The sequence below is a fragment of the Corynebacterium limaceinasi genome (genome assembly GCF_046717465.1).
Classification (GTDB): Bacteria; Actinomycetota; Actinomycetes; order Mycobacteriales; family Mycobacteriaceae; genus Corynebacterium.
Genome location: NZ_CP177100.1, coordinates 1,390,059 through 1,409,886 on the forward strand (window position 1 = coordinate 1,390,059; position 19,828 = coordinate 1,409,886).

Here is a 19,828-nt window from a genome sequence, read left to right on the forward strand (position 1 = left end):
TGAGCTATTTCAGGCGGTTTATGCCTCGAGCACGGAAACGCCCGGCAGCTCCTTGCCCTCGAGGTATTCAAGGGATGCGCCGCCGCCGGTGGAGATGTGGCTGAAGCCATCCTCATCGAGGCCCAGGGTGCGCACGGAGGCTGCGGAGTCGCCGCCGCCGACGACGGAGAAGGAACCGTTGGAGGAGGTGGCATCGATAATCGCCTGCGCCACCCCAGCGGTGCCCTTGGAGAAGGCTTCCATTTCGAATACGCCCATGGGGCCGTTCCAGAATACGGTCTTGGAATCTGCCAGTACGGCGGCAAATTTCTCGACGGACTTGGGGCCAATGTCCAGCGACATCCAGCCCTCAGGGATGCCATCGAGCTCAACAACCTTGGTCTCAGCGTCTGCGGCGAACTCGCTGGCGGCGGTGAGATCTACCGGAAGGACGATCTTGTCGCCGAAGCGCTCCAGCAGGCTCTTGCAGTTTTCAATCTGGTCCTCTTGCAGCAAGGACTCCTGAACGTCGTAGCCCTTAGCGGCCAGCAGGGTGTAGCACATGCCCCCGCCGATGATGATCTTGTCGGCCTTTCCGGCGAGTGCTTCAATAACGCCGAGCTTGTCGGATACCTTTGCGCCGCCCAGAACGACGACGTAAGGGTGCGCTGGATCCTTGGCCACGGTGGACAATACGTCCAATTCCTTTTCCACCAGCTTGCCGGCGTAGGCGGGCAGGCGCTTGGCGACGTCATACACAGACGTCTGTGCGCGGTGAACAACGCCGAAGCCGTCGGAAACGAATGCACCATTATCGGCGGCCAAGGCGACGAGCTCTTCAGCAAATTCGCCGCGCTCTGCCTCATCCTTGGAGGTCTCGCGCGGGTCAAAGCGGACATTTTCTACCAGCATGACATCGCCGCTGTTTAGCCCGTTTGCGCGCTCGTGGGCGTCTTCACCGGTGACGTCGTTGGCCAAGGCAACATATTGATCCAGGGCCTCGGACAGCGCCTCTGCGACTGGGGCCAAGGAGTACTTGGAATTTACCTCACCCTTGGGGCGGCCGAGGTGGGCGGAAAGGATGACCTTCGCGCCGCCATCGACAAGCGCCTTAATGGTCGGAAGAGAAGCGGTAATGCGGCCCGGGTCGGTGATATTTCCGTCATCATCGAGCGGCACGTTGAAGTCAGAACGCACCAAGATGTGGCGGTCCTCTACGCCTTCTTCAAGCAGGTTATCTAGGGTCTTAAAAGCCATGTGTTACTCCTTTTAAAGTGGGTTCTGCAATCGAGGTTCCTACATAAAATGATACCGGCCACAACGTCGTGCCGTCAGGGCGTTCGTTGTGGCCGGTATCGCATTAAAGGGTGCTCGGTTTCAGGACTTTAGAGCTTGTCTGCAACCAGGTTGGTCATGCGGACGAGCTGGGAGGTGTAGCCCCACTCGTTGTCGTACCAACCCAGCACCTTGACCAGGTTGCCGTTGGAGACCTTGGTCATGCCGGCGTCGAAGATGCAGCCGTGCGGGGAGGTCACGATGTCGGTGGAAACCAGCGGATCCTCGGTGTATGCGAGGGTGTCCTTCAGCTCGCCTTCAGCTGCCTCCTTGAGTGCGGCGTTGATCTCCTCAACGGTGACGTCGCGGGAAGCGGTGAAGGTCAGGTCCGTTGCGGAACCGGTGATGACTGGAACGCGCATTGCGTAGCCGTCCAGCTTGCCCTCCAGCTCAGGCAGAACCAAGGAGACGGCCTTTGCTGCACCGGTGGAGGTAGGTACCAAGTTGACCGCTGCGGCGCGGGCGCGGCGCAGGTCCTTGTGAGGAGCATCCTGCAGGCGCTGGTCACCGGTATAAGCGTGAACCGTGGTCATCAGGCCCTTTTCCACACCGAACTTATCGTTCAAGACCTTGGCCATAGGTGCCAGGCAGTTGGTGGTGCAGGAAGCTGCGGAAATAACGTTGTGATTAGCAGGATCGTAAGTGTCGGAGTTAACACCGTAGACGAAAGTTGCGTCAACTTCCTTGCCAGGAGCGGAAATGATGACCTTCTTGGCGCCGGCCTCGATGTGAGCCTTTGCGTCGTTCCCGTTGGTGAACAGGCCGGTGGACTCGATAACGAGGTCCACGTCCAGCTCGCCCCACTTCAGGTTCTTCGGGTCCTTCTCGTTGAAGACCTGGATGCGGTTGCCGTTGACGGTGATGGAGTCATCGTCGTAGGTAATCTCGCCGTCGAAGCGACCCAATACGGAGTCGTACTTCAACAAGTTAGAAAGCGTGTGGTTATCGGTCAGGTCGTTGACAGCAACGATCTCAAGGTCGTTGTCGGTCCGGTTAACAGCATGGAAGAAGTTACGACCAATGCGGCCAAAGCCGTTAATGCCTACGCGGGTAGTCACTGTAAATCTCCTCAAAGAGTCGAGTAATTATTTCTATGGGCCTACCGCGGGTCCTTCGAGTACTTTACTGCTCAGGGTGAGTAAGGTGCCCGAGGCTTTGCCCAACAACCGCAATACTACAGAGCCTTCATGACGCGTGCAGTGGCCTTCAATACTGGGCGCGCAGCATCTGAAAGTTTTCCGTTTTAGGCGTACAATCTTCCCGGGTATTTTTGTTTCTCCCGAATATTCCGGCTGTTCAAGCCCGTTTAGGTGGATTCATGTGGACTTTACACCGTTAATGTGCGATATATCACAGCCCACAATATGTCCAGGCTTGCTCGCACAACGGTCGCCAGAAACGGCTCGCACACTGGTCGCTAGAGACGGAGTACTATAAATTACTTGACCCAAATCACACAGCATTCTTTATGACGCGATATGCTTGCGCTAACTCACTGTGTTACAGGTAGCACTCGGGCATTCGCTGGGCGCTAACTCTCGCCTGAAACGCGTGGGCAACAAATTTAAGTCCCCCCGCAGACCGAATGCGCCTGCGATAGTACCCCCGTTAGAATCGAGGATACTCAATGTTTGAGATAAATACCTCTGTTGTGGGAGACAGTCTTGGGCTCACCGCGCTCGTGGCGATTCTCCCCCTCGTGGCTTTCTTCATTATGTTGATGGGCTTTAAAGCCCGTGCACATACTTCAGGAGCCGTCGCCCTTGCGACCTCCATCATCCTTGCCATAGTCGCCTTTGCGATGCCCGTGGATATGGCACTGTCCTCCGCGGTCCGCGGTGGACTCTTTGGCCTCTTGCCCATTGTCTGGGTTATCATCACCGCGATTTGGTTTTACGAGATCACGGTCGCCTCGGGCCGTTTCGAGGATTTGCGTAAGACCTTCGACCTCTTAGGCGATGGAGATATCCGCATCCAGTCGATGCTCATCGCCTTCTGTTTCGGTGGCCTCCTTGAAGCCCTTGCGGGTTTCGGCGCACCCGTTGCTATCACCGCCACGATGATTATGGCGCTCGGCGTCAAGCCGCTGCGCGCAGCGACGGTGGTCCTCATTGCTAATACCGCCCCAGTGGCATTCGGCGCGGTCGGCATTCCGGTCACCACCGCCGGTGAGGTTGGCGGACGTACCGCTGAGCAAACCCAAGATATCGCAGGCCTTATTGCCCTGCAGGTGTTGGTCATCGCCGCGATCGTCCCGTTCCTTATCGCATTCATCCTCGACGGCATGCGCGGCGTGAAGGAAACGGCGCCCGCCGCCGCGGTCATCGGCATTTCCTTTGCCGCCGCACAGTGGCTGACCGCAACCTTCTTTGCTTACCAGCTCACCAACGTTATTGCCTGCATCGTATCTTTGGGTGCCGCCTTCATCTTCCTCCGCGTGTGGAAGCCACGCGGCGTCGCGCAGCTGCGCGAGCGCATGGAGCTGCCCGCCGCAGAAACGTCGACCGACCTCAATGGCCGCCGCATCTGGATGGCCCTGCTGCCCTACGCCGTCGTTACCGCAGTATTTGCCATCGCAACCGCAGCCCCAGCCATCTTCGGCTTCTGGAAGCTGAAGTTCGCGTGGCCGCTGCTGGATGGCACCGTCATCGGCACCAACGGCGAAGCCATGGACACCAGCTTTAGCTTCAATGTCTTTGGCAACCCCGGTACCTTGCTCTTGCTCTCCGGCATTATCGTGGCCATTGTTTACCACTTCTGGAACGAAAATGGCCGCTACAAGCTCAGCTTCGCCCAACCCGTGCAGGCCTTCGGTGAAGTTGCCAACCGCATGAAGTTCTCCGGGCTGACCATTGTCTTGGTCCTCGCTTTGGCCTACACGATGAACTACTCGGGCCAGACCATCGCCATCGGTGAATTCGTATCTTCCGCCGGTTCCATCTTCGCGCTCTTCGCTCCCGTGCTGGGCTGGATTGGTACCGCGGTTACCGGCTCCGATACCTCCGCGAACGCGCTCTTTGGTAACCTCCAGGTCGCCGCCGCTGACCGCATTGGCGTCAACCCTGACCTCATGCTGGCCGCCAATACCTCCGGTGGTGTTGTGGGTAAGATGATTTCGCCACAGTCCCTGGCTATTGCGGCAACCGCCGTATCCATGGAGGGCAAGGAATCCGTCATCTTGAAGAACGTCGTGGGCTACTCCATCGCGTTCTTGGCCGTTGTCTGCGTCATCGTCTTCTTGATGACCAACGTCTTGGGCTTCTTGGTCCCATAAGGCGGTCCCATAAAGCTTAGGCCGCCACCGGCTTTAAGCCCCTGCCCCCGCCTAGCACCAAATCATCCTCGGTGCTGGGCCGCGGCACAACAGAAGGCGGGAGGGACAAGCACTTCAGTGCTTTCCTTCCCGCCTTTCGTGGATCAAATAACTGCTTTAGGCCGTGCCCTGCGGCTAAGAGTCACCAAAAAGATCGTCCGAGATGGATTCATTGGTATCGGGGATATCCAGTTCTTCGGCCCGCTTATCCGCCATAGACAGTAGGCGTCGAATGCGTCCGGCCACCGCATCCTTGGTCATGGGCGGATCCGCCAGCCGGCCAAGCTCCTCCAAGGAAGCCTCGCGGTGCTGCACGCGCAGGCGGCCGGCATCGGCCAGGTGCTCGGGAACGTCATCGCCCAAGATTTCCATCGCCCTATCCACGCGCGCCGCGGCGGTCACGGCGGCCCGTGCCGAGCGGCGCAGGTTGGCATCATCAAAGTTATCCAACCGGCGCGATGTATCGTGCGCTTCGCGCTTTACCCGCTTCTTCTCCCAAGACAAGCGGGTCACCTGAGCGCCCATGCGGGTCAGCAGTGCGCCAATAGCATCGCCGTCGCGGACAACGACCCGATCCTCGCCGCGGGTCTCTTTTGTCTTCGCGGAAATCCCCAGGCGCCGCGCGCAGCCCACGAGTGCCAATGCGGCCTCTTGGCAGGGGCACGTTACTTCAAGTGCCGAAGAACGCCCTGGCTCCGTCAGGCTGCCGTGGGCAAGGAAGGCACCCCTCCACGCTGCCTCGCTATCTGCCACCGTGCCGGAAATGACCTGCGGGGGAAGCCCCACCACGGCGTGACCGGAACGGGTAATCAGGCCCAGGCGGCGGGTAAGCTCCTTCGCTCCTGTGGTGATGCGCACGATGACGCGGGATTTCTTCGCCGTCCCCGCAGGGCCAACAACATGGCTTTCCGCTTCGATCCCGTAAAGCTCGTCCAAAGCCACGAGGATGCGCTGCGCAATAGCCTGGTTATCGAGCTCAAGCTCGTAGGCCATGCTGTCCCCAGAGACGTCTACCTCTCCGGCAAAGCGCAGGATCGATGCGAGCTCCGCAGCGCGCGCGGACTGGCGCGTTACGCCTACCGCCGCTAGTTCTTCTTTGACCTGTTCGGTCAACGGTGTGGTCACCTAGTTCGCCCCATTTCTCTGTCACAGTCACGAATGACGCTTGTGCAATGCACGGCCCCACGCACACCAACTACTGCGTGGGAAACTGAATTTTCTTATTTTACCGTGCCACGCGCATTGAGGACTGGCTGGCCTGATTTTAACTAGGCCCGCCGGTACTCGTTATAAAGATCCACGATGACAGAAGAAAGTTTGTCTGGATCGTGTTTCATCAATCGCTGTCCATTGTCATCCTGAATGCTGACATCCGCAAATACTGCGCGCGCCCCCAAGGCTTGCGCGGCACGCTGCACATAAACCCGTTCGCTCTCATTCGGTAAGGCTGCCGCATCCACCACAATGCGATCGATGCGCAAATTCGGTGCGTGACGGGCAAGCACGTGCACGTGGCGCTCCGCGGAAAAGCCTTGGGTTTCTCCCGGTTCGGCCGACAGGTTGAGCATAACCACGCGCAAGGCATTGGATTCAGAAATGGCCTGCACGATCTCTGGCACCAACGTATGCGGCAGCACGGAGCTAAACCAGGATCCCGGACCGATGGTAATAAGATCAGCCTGTCTAATGGCCTCCAGCGCAGCAGGGCTCGCTTGGGGCGCTTCAGGCAGGATGCGCACCCGCCGCACATGGCCCGGCGTCGATGCCACCGCGACCTGGCCGCGGACCTGGCGCATGACCCGGGGGTCATCGTCAAGCCCAGAGACATCGGCCTCAATTTCTAAGGGATGCGGGACCACGGGGATGACCCGCCCGTGCGAGTGGGTAAGCTCCGCCACCGCGTCCAAGGCGGCCTGGTAATCGCCCAAAACCCCGGTCAACCCGGCGATCATGAGGTTGCCCACGGCATGGCCTGCCATAGCGCCATTGCCGCCGAAGCGATGCTGGAGGGTCTTGCCCCACAGCTCGCCTATCTGATTGTCATCGGCTAGCGCCGCCAAAGCCATGCGCAGGTCACCGGGTGGAATGATATCCAATTCCCGGCGCAGGCGCCCCGAAGATCCGCCATCATCGGCAACCGTCACGATGGCAGAAATATCCGCTGCATTGCTGCGCCGCGCGGATAAAAGGGTTTGATAAAGACCATGGCCGCCGCCGAGGCAGACCATATGAGAAGGGTGTTCCATACAGTTTTTAGTGCTCCTCAGCCCTAATTGCGGGCGATATCCCGGTGCAAAATACTGACGTCAAGGTTGTCATTGGTGCGCAGGCGCTTGGCGATGTCCTCAGCTACCGCCACCGAGCGGTGATGCCCGCCGGTGCAGCCGACGCCCACGGTGATGAAGTTCTTGCCCTCGTGCCGGTATCCCTCCAGCATGGTGGAAAACATGGCGACAAAATTATCCACGAATTTCTGGGCGGCCGGTTGCGACAGGACATAATCGGCCACCGGCGCATCGGTACCGCGGCAGCCGCGCAGCTCCGGAATCCAGTAGGGATTGGGCAAAAAGCGGACGTCGACAACGATATCGGCATCGCGCGGGGAACCATTCTTAAATCCGAAGGATTCCACCGTGACGTGCTGGTTCGTATTCTGAAACTCGCCAAACGCAGCTTCGATAGCCCGGCGCAAGTCATGAATCGAGAGGTTCGTGGAATCAATGATGATATCGGAGCGATCCCGAATCTCCGCCACCGCTTGGCGTTCGCGTTGAATGCCCACCTTCAAGGTATCTTCGCCCTGCAAGGGGTGGGTGCGCCGCACAGAGTCGAAGCGGCGGATGAGCACATCATCGCGGGCATCGAGGAAGAGCACGGTGGGCTTCATGCCCAGCGCCGTTAGCTCATCGATGGTTTCTATAAGAGAGCCTGGAAACATGCGGGAGCGCACGTCCGTTACCGCCGCGACCTTTTCTACGGGCGTTTCTTCTTGGTTGCACAATTTCCACAGGTCCACGATGGCGCGCGGTGGGATATTATGCGCCACGTAGTAGCCCTTATCCTCAAAAACCTTGGCGGCGGAACTCAACCCGCCGCCGGACATGCCGGTAATCAAGATGGGCGGAGTCTCGAAGTGCGTCATGCACACCAGTCTAGCGTTTTCGCGCTCTACACTTCTGCCAGAAGGCTGCTTATTTACTGTGTGTCGTGCAACTTATCGTAAACGGTCTGGGCCAGCTTCGGCCCGAAGCCGTTGACCTCGCAGATCTCATCCACCGAAGCAGCCTTGAGCTTTTTGACTGAACCAAAATGCTTCACCAAATCCGTCCGGCGCTGCGGACCGAGACCAGGAATTGCATCAAGCGCCGAAGAGCGCATGCGCTTAGACCGCTGTTGCCGGTGGTAGGTAATGGCAAAGCGGTGCGCCTCATCGCGAATTTGCTGCAGCAAGAACAGGGCCTGGGAATTGCGCGGCAAAATCACCGGTTCATCATCGCCTGGCACCCAAATTTCTTCCAAGCGCTTAGCCAGCCCCACGAGGGTGACATCGACGATGCCCAGTTCATCGAATACCTCTTGCGCCGCAGCCACCTGCGGTGCGCCACCGTCGACGATAAAAAGCTGAGGAGGATAGGCAAAGCGGCGGCCTGCCTCGGCGGATTCTTCCGCCACCTTTTCTTCCGCGAAGGAGGATTCTTCTTTTTCCTCGTCCGGGTTCGCCAACTTATCTTGGTTATGGCGCTTAAACCGGCGCCGCGTGATTTCAGCAATGGAGCCAACGTCATTGGAATGCCCGTCGCCGGCCGCCTCCTTGATGCGGTAGCGCCGGTAATCGGACTTCTTTGGAATGCCGTCTTCAAAAACCACCAAGGAAGCGACGACATCGGTGCCTTGAATATGCGAAATATCGGTGCACTCAATGCGCAGCGGTGCTTGGTCCATGCCCAAGGCATCCTGGATATCCTGCAGCGCCGCGGACCGCGCGGTGAGGTCGCCGACGCGCTTCAACTTATGCTGGCGCAGCTGCTCCTTGGCGTTCTTTTCCACGGTATCCATAAGGGAGCGTTTATCCCCGCGTTGGGGAACGCGGAGATCGACGCGCGCACCGCGCAGGTCTTCCAGGAGGGAGACCACTTGTTCGGACTCCTCCGGCATGGCCTGGACCAGAATCTCGCGCGGGATGACGTGGACGTGGCGCTGTTCCATATGCGATTCTTGGTCCACGCCGCGCCGCGGCACATCCGCAGCTAAAGCCGCGTCCTCGCGGGCTTCTTGTTCTTCGCGCTCTACAGCATCCGAGTAAAACTGGATGAGGAAGTTTTGCACCAATGCGGGCAAGGCGGGATCGGGTTGGCCCTCCTCAATGGGCTCAGAGGTTGCCTGGTCGCCGGCGCGTTCAACGACCCAGCCGCGCTGGCCGCGAATCCTGCCGCCGCGGACGTGGAAGATTTGGACGGCGGCTTCTAATTCATCGGAATTAAACGCAATCAGATCGGCATCGGTGCCATCGGCGAAGACAACCGCTTGTTGCTCCATAATCTTATCGATGGCCCCAAGGTCATCGCGCAACCGCGCCGCGCGCTCAAATTCCAGGTTTTCGGCGGCAGCCTCCATGTCCTTGACCAGCTTGCGCCTAACGCCCGCCGTGTTGCCGTTCATGAACGAGACCAACTCATTGACGGTCTCGCGGTGTTCTTCCTTGCTTACCCGCCCGATACAGGGCGCGTCGCACTTGCCGATGTATCCCAAAAGGCACGGCCGTCCCAGCCGCTCATGACGGTTATATACGCCCTTGGAACAGGTGCGCATGGGGAAGACTCGGGTGAGCAGATCCAGGCTTTCGCGCACAGCCCAAGCGTGGGAATAGGGGCCAAAGTAGCGCACCCCCTTGCGGCGGGGGCCGCGGTAGAAAAAGGCGCGCGGGACGACCTCTCCCACCGAGACGGCAAGCATGGGATATGTCTTGTCATCGCGGTACATGACGTTGAAGTGCGGGTCGAACCGCTTAATCCAGGTATATTCCAGCTGCAGCGCTTCAACTTCGCTGGCAACAACCGTCCACTCCACGGAGCTGGCGGTCAACACCATTTGCCGCGTGCGCGGGTGCAGCTGCGTGATGTCTTGGAAATAATTGGACAGGCGCGCCCGCAGGTTTTTGGCCTTGCCTACGTAGATGACGCGCTTGTTTTCATCGCGGAACTTATAAACGCCCGGCTCCGTCGGAATGGTTCCTGGGGCGGGGCGATAGGTGGTTGGATCTGCCAATGCTTAATCCTGCGGCATGTATTTGGCTTCCAGATCGCGGAAGTCACGGACTTTTGTGATCACGGTATCTTTATCGCCGGATTGCAGCGCCCACACGGGCACGGCCTCAAATTCGGGCAGCTCGAGGCGGGCCATGCGCTGGCCGACGGGGAAGGATAGTCCGTAGACCACCTGCCACGGGTAAAAGCGCGTGCCGATGATATTGCGGACCTCTACCCCATCCTCATTGGCTTGCAGCCGCGGCCGGTTCAGCGCAATCCAGGACAAGATGGAAATGACTACGCCCACGCCGGGGAAAGCGAATTTATCGATGGTGGTCACGTGCGCGCCGGTAAAGGAGATATCGAGCGTGACACCCATGAAAATATGGATGGCCATGACCAGGATGACCCAGCCGATGGCGATCTTGCGCAAGAACGGGGACTTGGCGGTATATTCCCACGGCTTCGACGTGGTCCGTGCGAAGGGATCCGCGCTGGTATAGGCCAATACCTCTGCATCGCTGAGAGAGCGGCGCGGGTGGGATTCATTCGAGGCTGCGGCCTCATTCATGTGCTTTACTCCTCCGGAAGTCCTGCCTGCCTTTAATCTGCGTTTAGTCTACGCAATTGCAGCGCGGTATCTAAAGCCGCAATCATGGATTCTGCGCCCTTGTTTTCCGCCGAGTCAGGAAAGCCTGCGCGATCGATGGCCTGCTGCTGGTCATTGACCGTCAATACCCCATTGCCAATCGGCGTCGATTCATCCAAGGAGATGCGCGTTAGGGCTTGGGTGACGGAATCGCAGACGTAATCGAAGTGCGGGGTACCGCCGCGGATGACGCAGCCCAAGGCAACGACGGCATCGAACTTCCGCGCGGCTGCTTGGACAACCACGCCCAGTTCCAGGGAACCGACGACGCGGAACTCCGCGACCTCTGCCCCATTAGCGCGCGCAGTCTCCACCGCTTGTTGGTGCAACTGATCGCAGACCTCTTCGTTCCACGTCGCGGTCACGACCGCGACACGGAGGCCGCGCGCATCTACCTGCGCGATAGCGGGCAATCCTTCTTTACTCATTTACCTAATTCTCCTTCGTGCTGCGCGTCCCACTGTGCCACCTGCGGAAGATTGTGACCCATGCGGTCGCGTTTGGTGCGCAAATACCGAATATTATCGGCGTTTGCCGCGATGGTCAGCGGGGTGTGCCGACTGACCTCAATGCCAAAGCCGGCAAGGCCTTCGCCCTTGTGAGGGTTATTGGTCAGCAGCTGCGCTGATTCCACCCCAAGGTCCTTCAGGATCTGGCCGGCCACGGAATACTCGCGGGCATCTTCTGGCAGCCCCTGTTCCAGGTTGGCATCGACCGTATCCCAACCTTCGTCCTGGAGCCGGTACGCCTGCAGCTTGTGCACCAATCCGATCCCGCGGCCTTCATGGCCGCGCAGGTAAATTACTACTCCAGTGCCGGCTTCCTGCACCTTGCGCAGGGATTCCTGCAACTGGGGGCCGCAATCGCAGCGGCGCGAGCCAAAGACGTCTCCGGTCAGGCACTCGGAATGCACGCGCACCACAACATCGCGGGCGCCGCGAAGCTGCGCGGGATCGCCGGCGATCAAGGCGATGTGCTCTTGGCCATCGAGGTCATGGCGGTAACCAATCGCGGTGAATTCGCCGTATTCGGTGGGCAGGCGGGTTTCTACCGCGCGCTGGGTTTGCATCTCATGGTGGCGGCGCCACTCGATGAGCTGCGCAATAGAGATCAGGGCGAGGCCGTGCTTATTGGCAAAACGGCGCAGCTCCGGCCCGCGGGCCATGTCCGTTGGGTCCTCTTCGGAGACGACTTCGCACAGCACGCCGGCGGGGCGAAGGCCAGCAAGGCGCGCCAAATCGACCGCGGCTTCCGTATGACCATCGCGCTCCAGCACCCCACCGGGCCGTGCACGCAGGGGAACCACGTGACCCGGCCGGGTAAAGTCGCTGGACCGGGTCGAGGGATCCGCCAAGCGGCGGATGGTTTCCGCGCGGGAGGCCGCAGAAATTCCGGTAGAGCCCGTCGCCGCATCCACGGTGACCGTATAGGCGGTCTGGCGCACATCTTGGTTATGCGCCATCATCGGCGGCAAATCGAGCCGCTGGCAATCTTCCGGCAATAGCGAGGCGCACACGTATCCGGAGGAATACCGCACCATAAACGCGACCAGTTCCGGGGTTGCCAGCTCCGCGGCAAAGATCAGATCCCCTTCATTTTCCCGTCCTTCATCATCCATGACGATGACGGGCTTGCCGGCGGCAATCTCCGCAATGGCGTGATCGATGGCATCAAAATGGATGCTCTCTTCAGTCGCGAACATAACCTAGCAGTCTAGTCCTTTGCTTGAGCAATTCCGGATTCGGGGTGAAGCATCTTTTCCACGTACTTCGCCAGCACATCCACCTCGAGGTTTACGATATCGCCGACCTGAGATTCACCGTGCGTCGTCTCCCGCAAAGTGGTGGGAATGAGGGAGACCTCGAACCAATCTTCGCCTACGGCGCTGACCGTCAAGGACGTGCCGTTGACCGCGATGGAGCCCTTTTCCACGACGTACCGGGCGAGTTCGCGGGGCAAGCTAAAGCGCAGCACGTCCCAGTGCTCCGAGTGCTCGCGCGAGACCAAGCGCGCCGTGCCATCGACATGGCCCTGCATCATGTGTCCACCCAGCCGGGTGGTGGGCAACAATGCCGGCTCGACATTCACCCGCGCGCCTTCTACCAGTTGCCCGAGTCCCGTCCGGTCCAACGATTCTTGCATCACATCGGCAAAGAAGTTGTCCCCATCCAATTCCGCGATGGTAAGGCACACGCCATTGATGGCAATGGAATCTCCTAGGCGCGCGTCACTCACCGTCTGTGGTGCGCGAATGCTCAGCCGCAGCGCATCCGCCTGTTGCTCGAGCGCGGCTACCGTGCCGAGTTCTTGTACTAGCCCTGTAAACAATGAAACCCCTTGTATTCGTCTCTTAAGTATCTAATCTTTTAACGCTCATTCCGCGCCTCGTATTCGACGAGGACATCGGGCCCGAGGCTGGTGGTGCGCACGGTGGTAAAACGTGGGGCATCGGCAAGCGTGTGCGCCACCGCATTCGCCAGAATTCCGCGCCCTTGGCCGAGCAGGATGGGGGCAATATACGCCGCCAGCGCGTCCACGACACCGGCCTCGATGAAGCTCTGGGCCAGTCCCGCCCCGCCTTCCACCAAGACGTCGCGGGCGCCGCTGGCATACAGCTCGTCGAGCGCGCCCTCGATGGTGTCATATTGCTCAAATCCCAGCTGCTGCAGGTGAGAGGCCTTCTCCCCCGCGGCTTGGAGATCGCGCTTGCCGATGACCACGCGGCGCGGCTGGTGCTCCCGCAAACGCCCATCGCTACAACGTGCGGTAAGCGAGGGGTTATCGGCAAGCGCAGTGCCAGTGCCGATGATGATGGCATCGCGCCGCGCCCTATCGGCATGGACCCACTCGCGGGCCTCGGGGCTGGTGATCCATTGGCTCGTGCCATCGGCCGCAGCGGTAAACCCGTCCAAGGTCTGCGCGAATTTTAGGGTCACGTGCGGGCGCTGCAGCTTTACCGCGCGCAACCAAGCACGCACCGCGTCTTCGACGCCATCCGGCGCGGTGAGCCGGCCCACTTCTACCCCGGCTGCGGCCAAGGCTTGCGCGCCACCGCCTGCTTGGGGCGTGGGATCGGGATGGAGGTAGAACACGCGAGCAATTCCGGCATCGATAAGCGCCGTGGCGCAAGGCCCCGTCCTTCCCGTATGCGCGCAGGGCTCCAGGGTAACAACGGCCGTGCCACCGCGGGCCTTTTCGCCGGCTGCGCGCAGCGCCATGACTTCCGCGTGAGCACCGCCCACCGGCTGGGTCGCACCGCGCCCCACAACGTCACCGGTTGCGGATAAAATCACCGCGCCTACGGGTGGATTGGGGCTTGTGGTACCGCGCACCGCCGCGCCGGCCTGCATGGCCTGAAGCAATGCTTCGGAAATATTCGTTGCATCCATCGCGCCGGCCATTATGACCGTGCTGCAAGCGCGCGCAGTTCTTCCACCGCCTGCGCTGGATCATCGCATTTGAATACGGCCGAACCCGCCACGAAGGAATCGCACCCGGCCTCCGCGGCCAAGCCAATGGTTTCCGGATCGATGCCGCCATCGATTTCAATGACGGTATCCAGGTTCTGCTGGTCAATGCTCTCGCGCAGGGCGCGGACCTTCTCCAGCATATCGGGCATAAATTTCTGGCCGCCGAAACCTGGTTCCACGGACATGACCAGCACCTCATCAAAATGGTGCAGCTTATCCAGCCACGGCTCAATGGGCGTATCCGGCTTGATGGAAAAGGCCGCACGCGCGCCCAAATCCCGGATTTTTTCTGCCAATTCCACCGCGGCTACCTCACTCTCAACCGCTTCCACATGAAAAATGATGGTGGTGGCACCGGCATTGATATAGGTCTCCACCCATTTCGCCGGTTCCTCAATCATCAGGTGCACGTCAAGCGGCTTATCCGTGGACCTTTTCACCGTGGCCGTAATATCCGGACCGAAGGAAAGGTTGGGAACAAAGTGCCCGTCCATGATGTCTACATGGATCCAATCGGCATTCGAGATGGCCTCTAGTTGTTCACCTAGCCGCGCGAAGTCAGCAGCCAAAATTGATGGAGAAATAAGTGGTGCAGGCATACCGTTAATCCTAGCGCCCTTCCTCATCGCCGCGCCGCAGCACCGCCATGAACATGGCATCGGTGCCGTGGCGGTGCGGCCACATTTGGACGGATTTTTCTTTCCCTACATTGCCCATATCCGGGATAAAATCCCGTGCGTCCAGTTCCTGCGCACCCAGCTTGTCTACCGCTTGGTCCACGATGGCGCGGGTTTCGCGCAGATCCGGCGAACAGGTGGAATACACCACCACCCCGCCCGGGCGCACGAGCTTTAAAGCAGAGGACAAGAGCTCGAATTGCAGTGTCGAAAGCTCGGCAATATCGTCCTCCGATTTCCGCCACCGCGCCTCTGGGCGGCGCCGCAATGCGCCCAGCCCCGAACACGGCGCGTCCACCAAGATGCGATCGAATCCCGAGCCGACCTGCGGGTTGCGGCCATCGGCCACATGGACGGTCACCGGCAGCCCTTGCACGGTCTTTTCAATCAGTTTCGCACGGTGCGCCGATACTTCCACGGCATCGACGTGCGCGGACTCGATGCGCGCCAAGGCCCCCATCAGGGCCGCCTTGCCACCCGGGCCCGCGCACAGGTCGAGCCAGCGGCCCTGGTCAGTACCGCTGACGGGCACCTCGCAGACGGCGCGAGCGATAAGCTGCGAGCCTTCATCCTGAACCGCGGCCATGCCCTGCTGGACCGGTTCCAATTGGCCTGGATCCCCGGAGTCCATATACACCGCGTAGGGCGAATAGGTACCTTCTTCGTTTCCGGTAATCAGCGCCAATTCCTCGGCGGAAATTTCGCCCGGCCGTGCCACCAGGTGCACGCTCGGGCGCTCGGAATCCGCTTCTAAGGCAGCGGGCAATTCCTCGGGGTCCACAACGCGGGCAAAGGACTCCGCGATCCATGTTGGGTGCGCATGCCTAAAGGCCAGGCCTGCGATTTCGCCTTCTGGGGCAAGACGCTTGAGCCACTCATTCGGCGGCGTGCGGGTAATGGTGCGCAAGATGCCATTGGCAAACCCTTTAGCTTTTTCCTCCCCGCCCGCCACGACGAGCCGGACAGAGGTATCTACCGCCGCGTGGGGTTCCACGCGCGTATAGAGAATCTGGTAAGTGCCCAGGCGAAGGGCATCGATGACCACCGGCGAGATTGCCTCCAACTCGCGCGAGGAACACTGCGCGATCACCGCATCGAGCACGCCCAAGGTGCGCAGGGTGCCATAGGTAATCTCCGTGGCAAACGCGGCATCGCGGCCGGTGAGCTTCTGCTTGCGCAGCGCCTTTGGCAGGACAAGGTTGGCAAACGCATCCTCTTCGCTTACCCGGCGCACCACATCGAAGGCGACGGCGCGGGCCGGATCCACGCCCTGGTCGATGGCGGCCTGCACAAGGGACTTCCCCGCGCCTGCGTTCTGCGCGCCCGCATTCCGGCTACTCCGGCCACCCCGGGTATCCCGATGACCTCGGTTGCCCTGGCGTAGCGGACCACGTTTGCTTTGATCACGCTTGCCTTGGCCACGCTGCGCACTACCGCGCTGCGCATTGCCGCGCTGGGGCGCACCATTCTTGCCGTGCTGCGTAGCCTCCGGCGCCTTGTCGCCGGACTTGCTGCGGGAGCGGAATCCACCAGTCACTGGAACCTCACCTCTGCGTTCTTTCCTAATCCACGCGCCCAATCGGCCGCATTCATCATCTTTTTGCCCGGCGGCTGAATCCTATCCAGCTGCACCGGTTGCGTCGCGGTCCCGATGTACACCGCGTCCTTGCGAATCAGCGCCTCGCCCGGCTGCAGCTGCTTGCCGATGCCCTCGGTAAGACTCACCGGGCCGAGCTTGAGGCGGGCATCGTCAAGCAGCGTCCACGCGCCCGGGCCCGGTGCGTGGGCGCGGATATGCCGGTCGATGGCGAAGGCAGGCTGCGCCCAGTCAATGCGGGCGGCGTCGGTGGAAATCTTCGGCGCATAGGTGGCCTCGCCGCTTTGGGGCTGCGGCTCCAGCGTGCCAGCCTCTAGCCCATCCATGGTGGCGACCAGGAGATCCGCCCCGGCATACGCCAGCCGTGTGAGCAGATCGTCTGCGGTATCCGTCCCGGTAATGCCTTCTGTCACCGTGCCGAATACCGGGCCCGTATCCAAGCCTTCCTCGATCCGGAAGGTGGACGCGCCGGTAATATCATCGCCCGCTGCGATAGCCGCCTGCACCGGCGCCGCGCCGCGCCAAGCGGGAAGAAGGGAAAAGTGCAGGTTAACCCAACCATGGCGCGCGACGTCTAAGAGATCCTTGCTAATGAGGTTGCCGTAGGCCACCAGCGGGATGGCCTCGGGCTGCAGCTCCGCCAGGCGCTGGCGCAGGTTATCGCCATCCTCCGTGCCAGGCCGCAGCGTAGATGGGGTCAGCACCTCGATGCCGTGCTCTTGCGCTAAGGCCTTGACCGGGCTCGGGTGAAGGCTGCGGCCCCTGCCCTTCTTCGCATCGGGCCGGGTAATGACCGCTACCACTTCGTGGCTGGAGGCAAGCAATTTCTCCAATGCCACCACCGCCGGCTCTGGGGTGCCGGCAAAAATAATCCGCATACTGGATGAGTCTCCTCGAGGTCTCGGGTGAAAATTCTAGGGTACAACGAGCCTGCCTGCGTTGCCGAAGCTCGCCTACCCCGCGCTATTAAACCAATCGGCTTCGCGGATGGTACGCATGGCGGCCTTGCGGTCGGCATCGCCAAGCCGGCGCAGGAATAACACTCCATCAAGGTGATCGGTTTCATGCTGAATGCACCGAGCCAAAAGCCCTGAGGCGACCATCCCCACCGGCCTGCCTTCTACATCGCGCCCAGAGACAAATACCCGGTTGTGCCGCGGCGTATCGGCGCGAATCCCCGGGATGGATAGGCATCCTTCCAGGCCAGTCTGCATGTCTTCTCCCAGCGGCGTCCACACGGGGTTGATGAGAACCCCGCGCAATCCGGCCTGGATAGGCGAACAGTCATAGACAAAGATGCGCTTGAGTATGCCCACCTGGTTCGCCGCGAGCCCCACCCCGCCGGCGGCATCCATGGTCTCCAACATGTTCTGCGCCAGCGTGCGCAGGCTGGAATCAAAGGTCGTAATCTCTTCGGCCCGCGTGCTCAGTACGGGATCCCCGTAGAGCCTGATGTCTAATTCCGCCACTGATTTATCCCTTTCTCTTGTACTGCCTAACCGCTTAAGTCTATGCACACTTCTAGCCCACGTGAATGGGATCGACCGTGATGCGAAGCGGCAATTCATCTTTTCGCGCGCTGCGCGCCGCATTGGCCTTGCGCAGCGCGCGCCCCAGCTGCGATCGCGGCCCCAGCGGGACGCGCACCACCAGGCGTTGGGGTGGGCCAAAGCGGTCCACATCGTATTCCCCGGGGAGGCTGTCCCCTGGCGGGAGCGGAACTGGGCCTAAGACCTCGGCGTGCTCTGGCAGATCCACCAACTGCTCGAAGGAATCCAGAGCCGCGTCCGCCCCGTCGATGGCGGCGAAGTGCACGGCCGGCGGAAAGCGCACCTCGCGCCGGGCGCACAATTCCTCTGCCGCGGCCGCGACCATGTCCCAGCTCATGAAGTGGCGGACGACGGGAAGTTCCGGATCCGCGGCGATGATGACGCGCCCGCCCTTAAAATGCGGCCTGACCATGGTGGCCGCCTGCGCCCATTTGGCCAGGCAGTCCTCGGTGGCGCGCAAGTCTTGCCGGTTTAATAAGGTGCCCGCGTCCAACAGGAGCGCCGCACCATAGGCGCCGCCATTCACCCGCGGCTCGGCGCCAGGGGTAGCAATCACTAATGCCGGGGCATTCTCAATTGAGCCCACGACCTTATTGCCGCCAGAGACCACGACGGACGTATTGGGAAAGGCGCGCCCCAATTCCTCCGCGGTGCGTTCAGAGCCTAAGACGATGGCGCGCAGGCGCGGCGATCCGCACTCGGTACAGCGATGATTGGTAGCAATGCGCCCGCACCAGCGGCAGGTAGGCATGACGGCTTCCTCGCTTGAGCGCTCGGAGCTCGGAGGCAACCCCAATGGACCATTGCAGTGCCGGCACCGCGCGGGAGAATGGCACTTTCCACAGGCCAAGATAGGCGCATACCCCTTGCGCGGGACCTGCACTAGCACCGGTTCGCCGCGGTCGAGGGCTTGCTGCGCCGCCTGAAAGGCTGGGGCTTGCACAGAGGTCGTACCGCCCTCTAAGTCCCTGGAAATGGATAGCCCGTAGGCGCCAATGGCCAAAATATCGGGCCGGCGGGCCTCGATGGTTGAGGCGCTCGGGATGAGGTCATGTGCCCACCCAGAGTCCACCAATAACTGGGTTTCCGCCGTCCGCGAATGGTTGACCGCAATGAAGCTGCAATTTTCAAAGGCAGAGCGGGTGGTAAGCACCTCCCGGGCGTGGACGTAGGGCTTGATATTATCCACCAAGTTATCGTTACCATCATCAAAAATGACGGCCAGCTGCAGGTTGTCCACGGGGGTAAAAGCCGCCGAGCGCGTGCCAATGACGATTCGCGCCTGCCCCACCAAGGCCGAAAGATAGCGGCGATAGCGCGCCTGCGGGCCCATGCTATTGGTCAGCACCGTAATTTGTTTCGGTCCCACAACACCGCGCAGGGCGTTTTCAAGGGAGTCCACCACCTTTTGGTCTGGGACCACGATTAGGACTCCTCCCCCGCCCAGGGCAACCTTGGCCGCTAAGGCCGCGAGCGCATCTTCCCATTCATCGCCGGGAGCGATTTGCCACGCGGCGCGGGCCAATTTCCCGCCCAAGATGGAATCAACAAAAGTTTCCCCATGTTGATAGGCAGACCACCCGGATAAATCGGGCTCGCTGGCTGCGCCGAGTTCTTCCCACGGCGTATCCAAATCCGCTTCTTCTGCCTTTGCGTGCCGCGGCGGAATGGCGGAGCGAATGATATCGGAGCAAATTCCGCCATAGCGATCCGCAAGGGCTTCCACCAGCCGGGACAGTTGCGGTGGATAGACCTGGAATGGAGAGATGACCCGCTCGATAAAGCGCAGCTGCCCACCAAAATCGGACTCATGCTTGCGCTCGACGATGATCGCATCCACCAAGCGCCCATTAAACCGAATGCGCACCTTCACCCCGGCTTGGGCGCTATCGGATTCGGCCTCATCTACCAGGTAATCAAAGCCCCGATCGAGGTGGGCAACCCCCAAAAGAGGCAACACCCGCGCGACCGGTTTCCGGGCGGCAGGTGTTTTCTTAGGCATAAGCCCACAT

General features: G+C 60.6%; 17 protein-coding genes. 1 reads left to right on the forward strand and 16 read right to left on the reverse strand.

The features are described 5' to 3' along the window. Nucleotides 1-18 precede the first annotated feature (18 nt). Together ACLI1Q_RS06820 and gap are read right to left on the reverse strand one after the other, a co-directional pair. Nucleotides 19-1,236: a phosphoglycerate kinase gene (locus ACLI1Q_RS06820; RefSeq protein WP_239268198.1), complete on the reverse strand. Its 1,218-nt coding sequence runs from the start codon at nt 1,234-1,236 to the stop codon at nt 19-21. Nucleotides 1,237-1,364: 128 nt separating this feature from the next. Continuing rightward, nucleotides 1,365-2,372: a type I glyceraldehyde-3-phosphate dehydrogenase gene (gene gap, locus ACLI1Q_RS06825; RefSeq protein ID WP_284771906.1), complete on the reverse strand. Its 1,008-nt coding sequence runs from the start codon at nt 2,370-2,372 to the stop codon at nt 1,365-1,367. A 569-nt stretch (nt 2,373-2,941) separates the two neighbouring features. Between gap and ACLI1Q_RS06830 the strand changes: the two genes are divergently transcribed. Further along, nucleotides 2,942-4,588 (forward strand): L-lactate permease, encoded by a 1,647-nt coding sequence (locus ACLI1Q_RS06830; protein WP_239268202.1) that lies wholly within the window; start codon nt 2,942-2,944, stop codon nt 4,586-4,588. Between the two features lie 174 nt (nt 4,589-4,762). On the opposite strand, the gene whiA is transcribed toward ACLI1Q_RS06830, so the two are convergent. From whiA to ACLI1Q_RS06900, 14 genes are all read right to left on the reverse strand, one after another. Beyond that, a complete protein-coding gene (gene whiA, locus ACLI1Q_RS06835; RefSeq protein WP_005279109.1) occupies nt 4,763-5,740 on the reverse strand; it encodes a DNA-binding protein WhiA in 978 nt (325 codons plus the stop codon). 155 nt (nt 5,741-5,895) lie between these two features. Beyond that, nucleotides 5,896-6,873 carry a uridine diphosphate-N-acetylglucosamine-binding protein YvcK gene (locus ACLI1Q_RS06840; RefSeq protein ID WP_284771907.1) on the reverse strand — a complete coding sequence of 326 codons (978 nt, stop codon included), beginning with the start codon at nt 6,871-6,873 and terminating at the stop codon, nt 5,896-5,898. A 23-nt stretch (nt 6,874-6,896) separates the two neighbouring features. Further along, nucleotides 6,897-7,778, reverse strand: coding sequence for an RNase adapter RapZ (rapZ, locus tag ACLI1Q_RS06845; protein WP_284771930.1), 882 nt, complete (start codon nt 7,776-7,778; stop codon nt 6,897-6,899). Between the two features lie 44 nt (nt 7,779-7,822). Next, nucleotides 7,823-9,892: an excinuclease ABC subunit UvrC gene (gene uvrC, locus ACLI1Q_RS06850; RefSeq protein ID WP_284771908.1), complete on the reverse strand. Its 2,070-nt coding sequence runs from the start codon at nt 9,890-9,892 to the stop codon at nt 7,823-7,825. Nucleotides 9,893-9,895: 3 nt separating this feature from the next. After that, nucleotides 9,896-10,444: a PH domain-containing protein gene (locus ACLI1Q_RS06855; RefSeq protein ID WP_005279101.1), complete on the reverse strand. Its 549-nt coding sequence runs from the start codon at nt 10,442-10,444 to the stop codon at nt 9,896-9,898. A gap of 32 nt (nt 10,445-10,476) precedes the next feature. Beyond that, nucleotides 10,477-10,950 (reverse strand): 6,7-dimethyl-8-ribityllumazine synthase, encoded by a 474-nt coding sequence (ribH, locus tag ACLI1Q_RS06860; RefSeq protein WP_284609441.1) that lies wholly within the window; start codon nt 10,948-10,950, stop codon nt 10,477-10,479. After that, nucleotides 10,947-12,224 (reverse strand): bifunctional 3,4-dihydroxy-2-butanone-4-phosphate synthase/GTP cyclohydrolase II, encoded by a 1,278-nt coding sequence (locus tag ACLI1Q_RS06865; protein ID WP_284771909.1) that lies wholly within the window; start codon nt 12,222-12,224, stop codon nt 10,947-10,949. The genes ribH and ACLI1Q_RS06865 overlap by 4 nt, the downstream gene beginning before the upstream one ends. A gap of 11 nt (nt 12,225-12,235) precedes the next feature. Then, nucleotides 12,236-12,850 carry a riboflavin synthase gene (locus ACLI1Q_RS06870; RefSeq protein WP_284771910.1) on the reverse strand — a complete coding sequence of 205 codons (615 nt, stop codon included), beginning with the start codon at nt 12,848-12,850 and terminating at the stop codon, nt 12,236-12,238. A gap of 38 nt (nt 12,851-12,888) precedes the next feature. Further along, nucleotides 12,889-13,911 (reverse strand): bifunctional diaminohydroxyphosphoribosylaminopyrimidine deaminase/5-amino-6-(5-phosphoribosylamino)uracil reductase RibD, encoded by a 1,023-nt coding sequence (ribD, locus tag ACLI1Q_RS06875; RefSeq protein ID WP_284771911.1) that lies wholly within the window; start codon nt 13,909-13,911, stop codon nt 12,889-12,891. Between the two features lie 11 nt (nt 13,912-13,922). Continuing rightward, nucleotides 13,923-14,591: a ribulose-phosphate 3-epimerase gene (rpe, locus tag ACLI1Q_RS06880; RefSeq protein ID WP_284771912.1), complete on the reverse strand. Its 669-nt coding sequence runs from the start codon at nt 14,589-14,591 to the stop codon at nt 13,923-13,925. Nucleotides 14,592-14,601: 10 nt separating this feature from the next. Beyond that, nucleotides 14,602-16,206: an RsmB/NOP family class I SAM-dependent RNA methyltransferase gene (locus ACLI1Q_RS06885; RefSeq protein ID WP_411696932.1), complete on the reverse strand. Its 1,605-nt coding sequence runs from the start codon at nt 16,204-16,206 to the stop codon at nt 14,602-14,604. Continuing rightward, a complete protein-coding gene (fmt, locus tag ACLI1Q_RS06890; protein WP_411696933.1) occupies nt 16,203-17,144 on the reverse strand; it encodes a methionyl-tRNA formyltransferase in 942 nt (313 codons plus the stop codon). The genes ACLI1Q_RS06885 and fmt overlap by 4 nt, the downstream gene beginning before the upstream one ends. 75 nt (nt 17,145-17,219) lie before the next feature. Then, a complete protein-coding gene (gene def / locus ACLI1Q_RS06895) occupies nt 17,220-17,735 on the reverse strand; it encodes a peptide deformylase (protein WP_284771914.1) in 516 nt (171 codons plus the stop codon). Nucleotides 17,736-17,787: 52 nt separating this feature from the next. Then, on the reverse strand, nt 17,788-19,818 hold the full coding sequence (locus tag ACLI1Q_RS06900; RefSeq protein ID WP_284771915.1) for a primosomal protein N': 2,031 nt from the start codon (nt 19,816-19,818) through the stop codon (nt 17,788-17,790). Between the last annotated feature and the right edge of the window lie 10 nt (nt 19,819-19,828).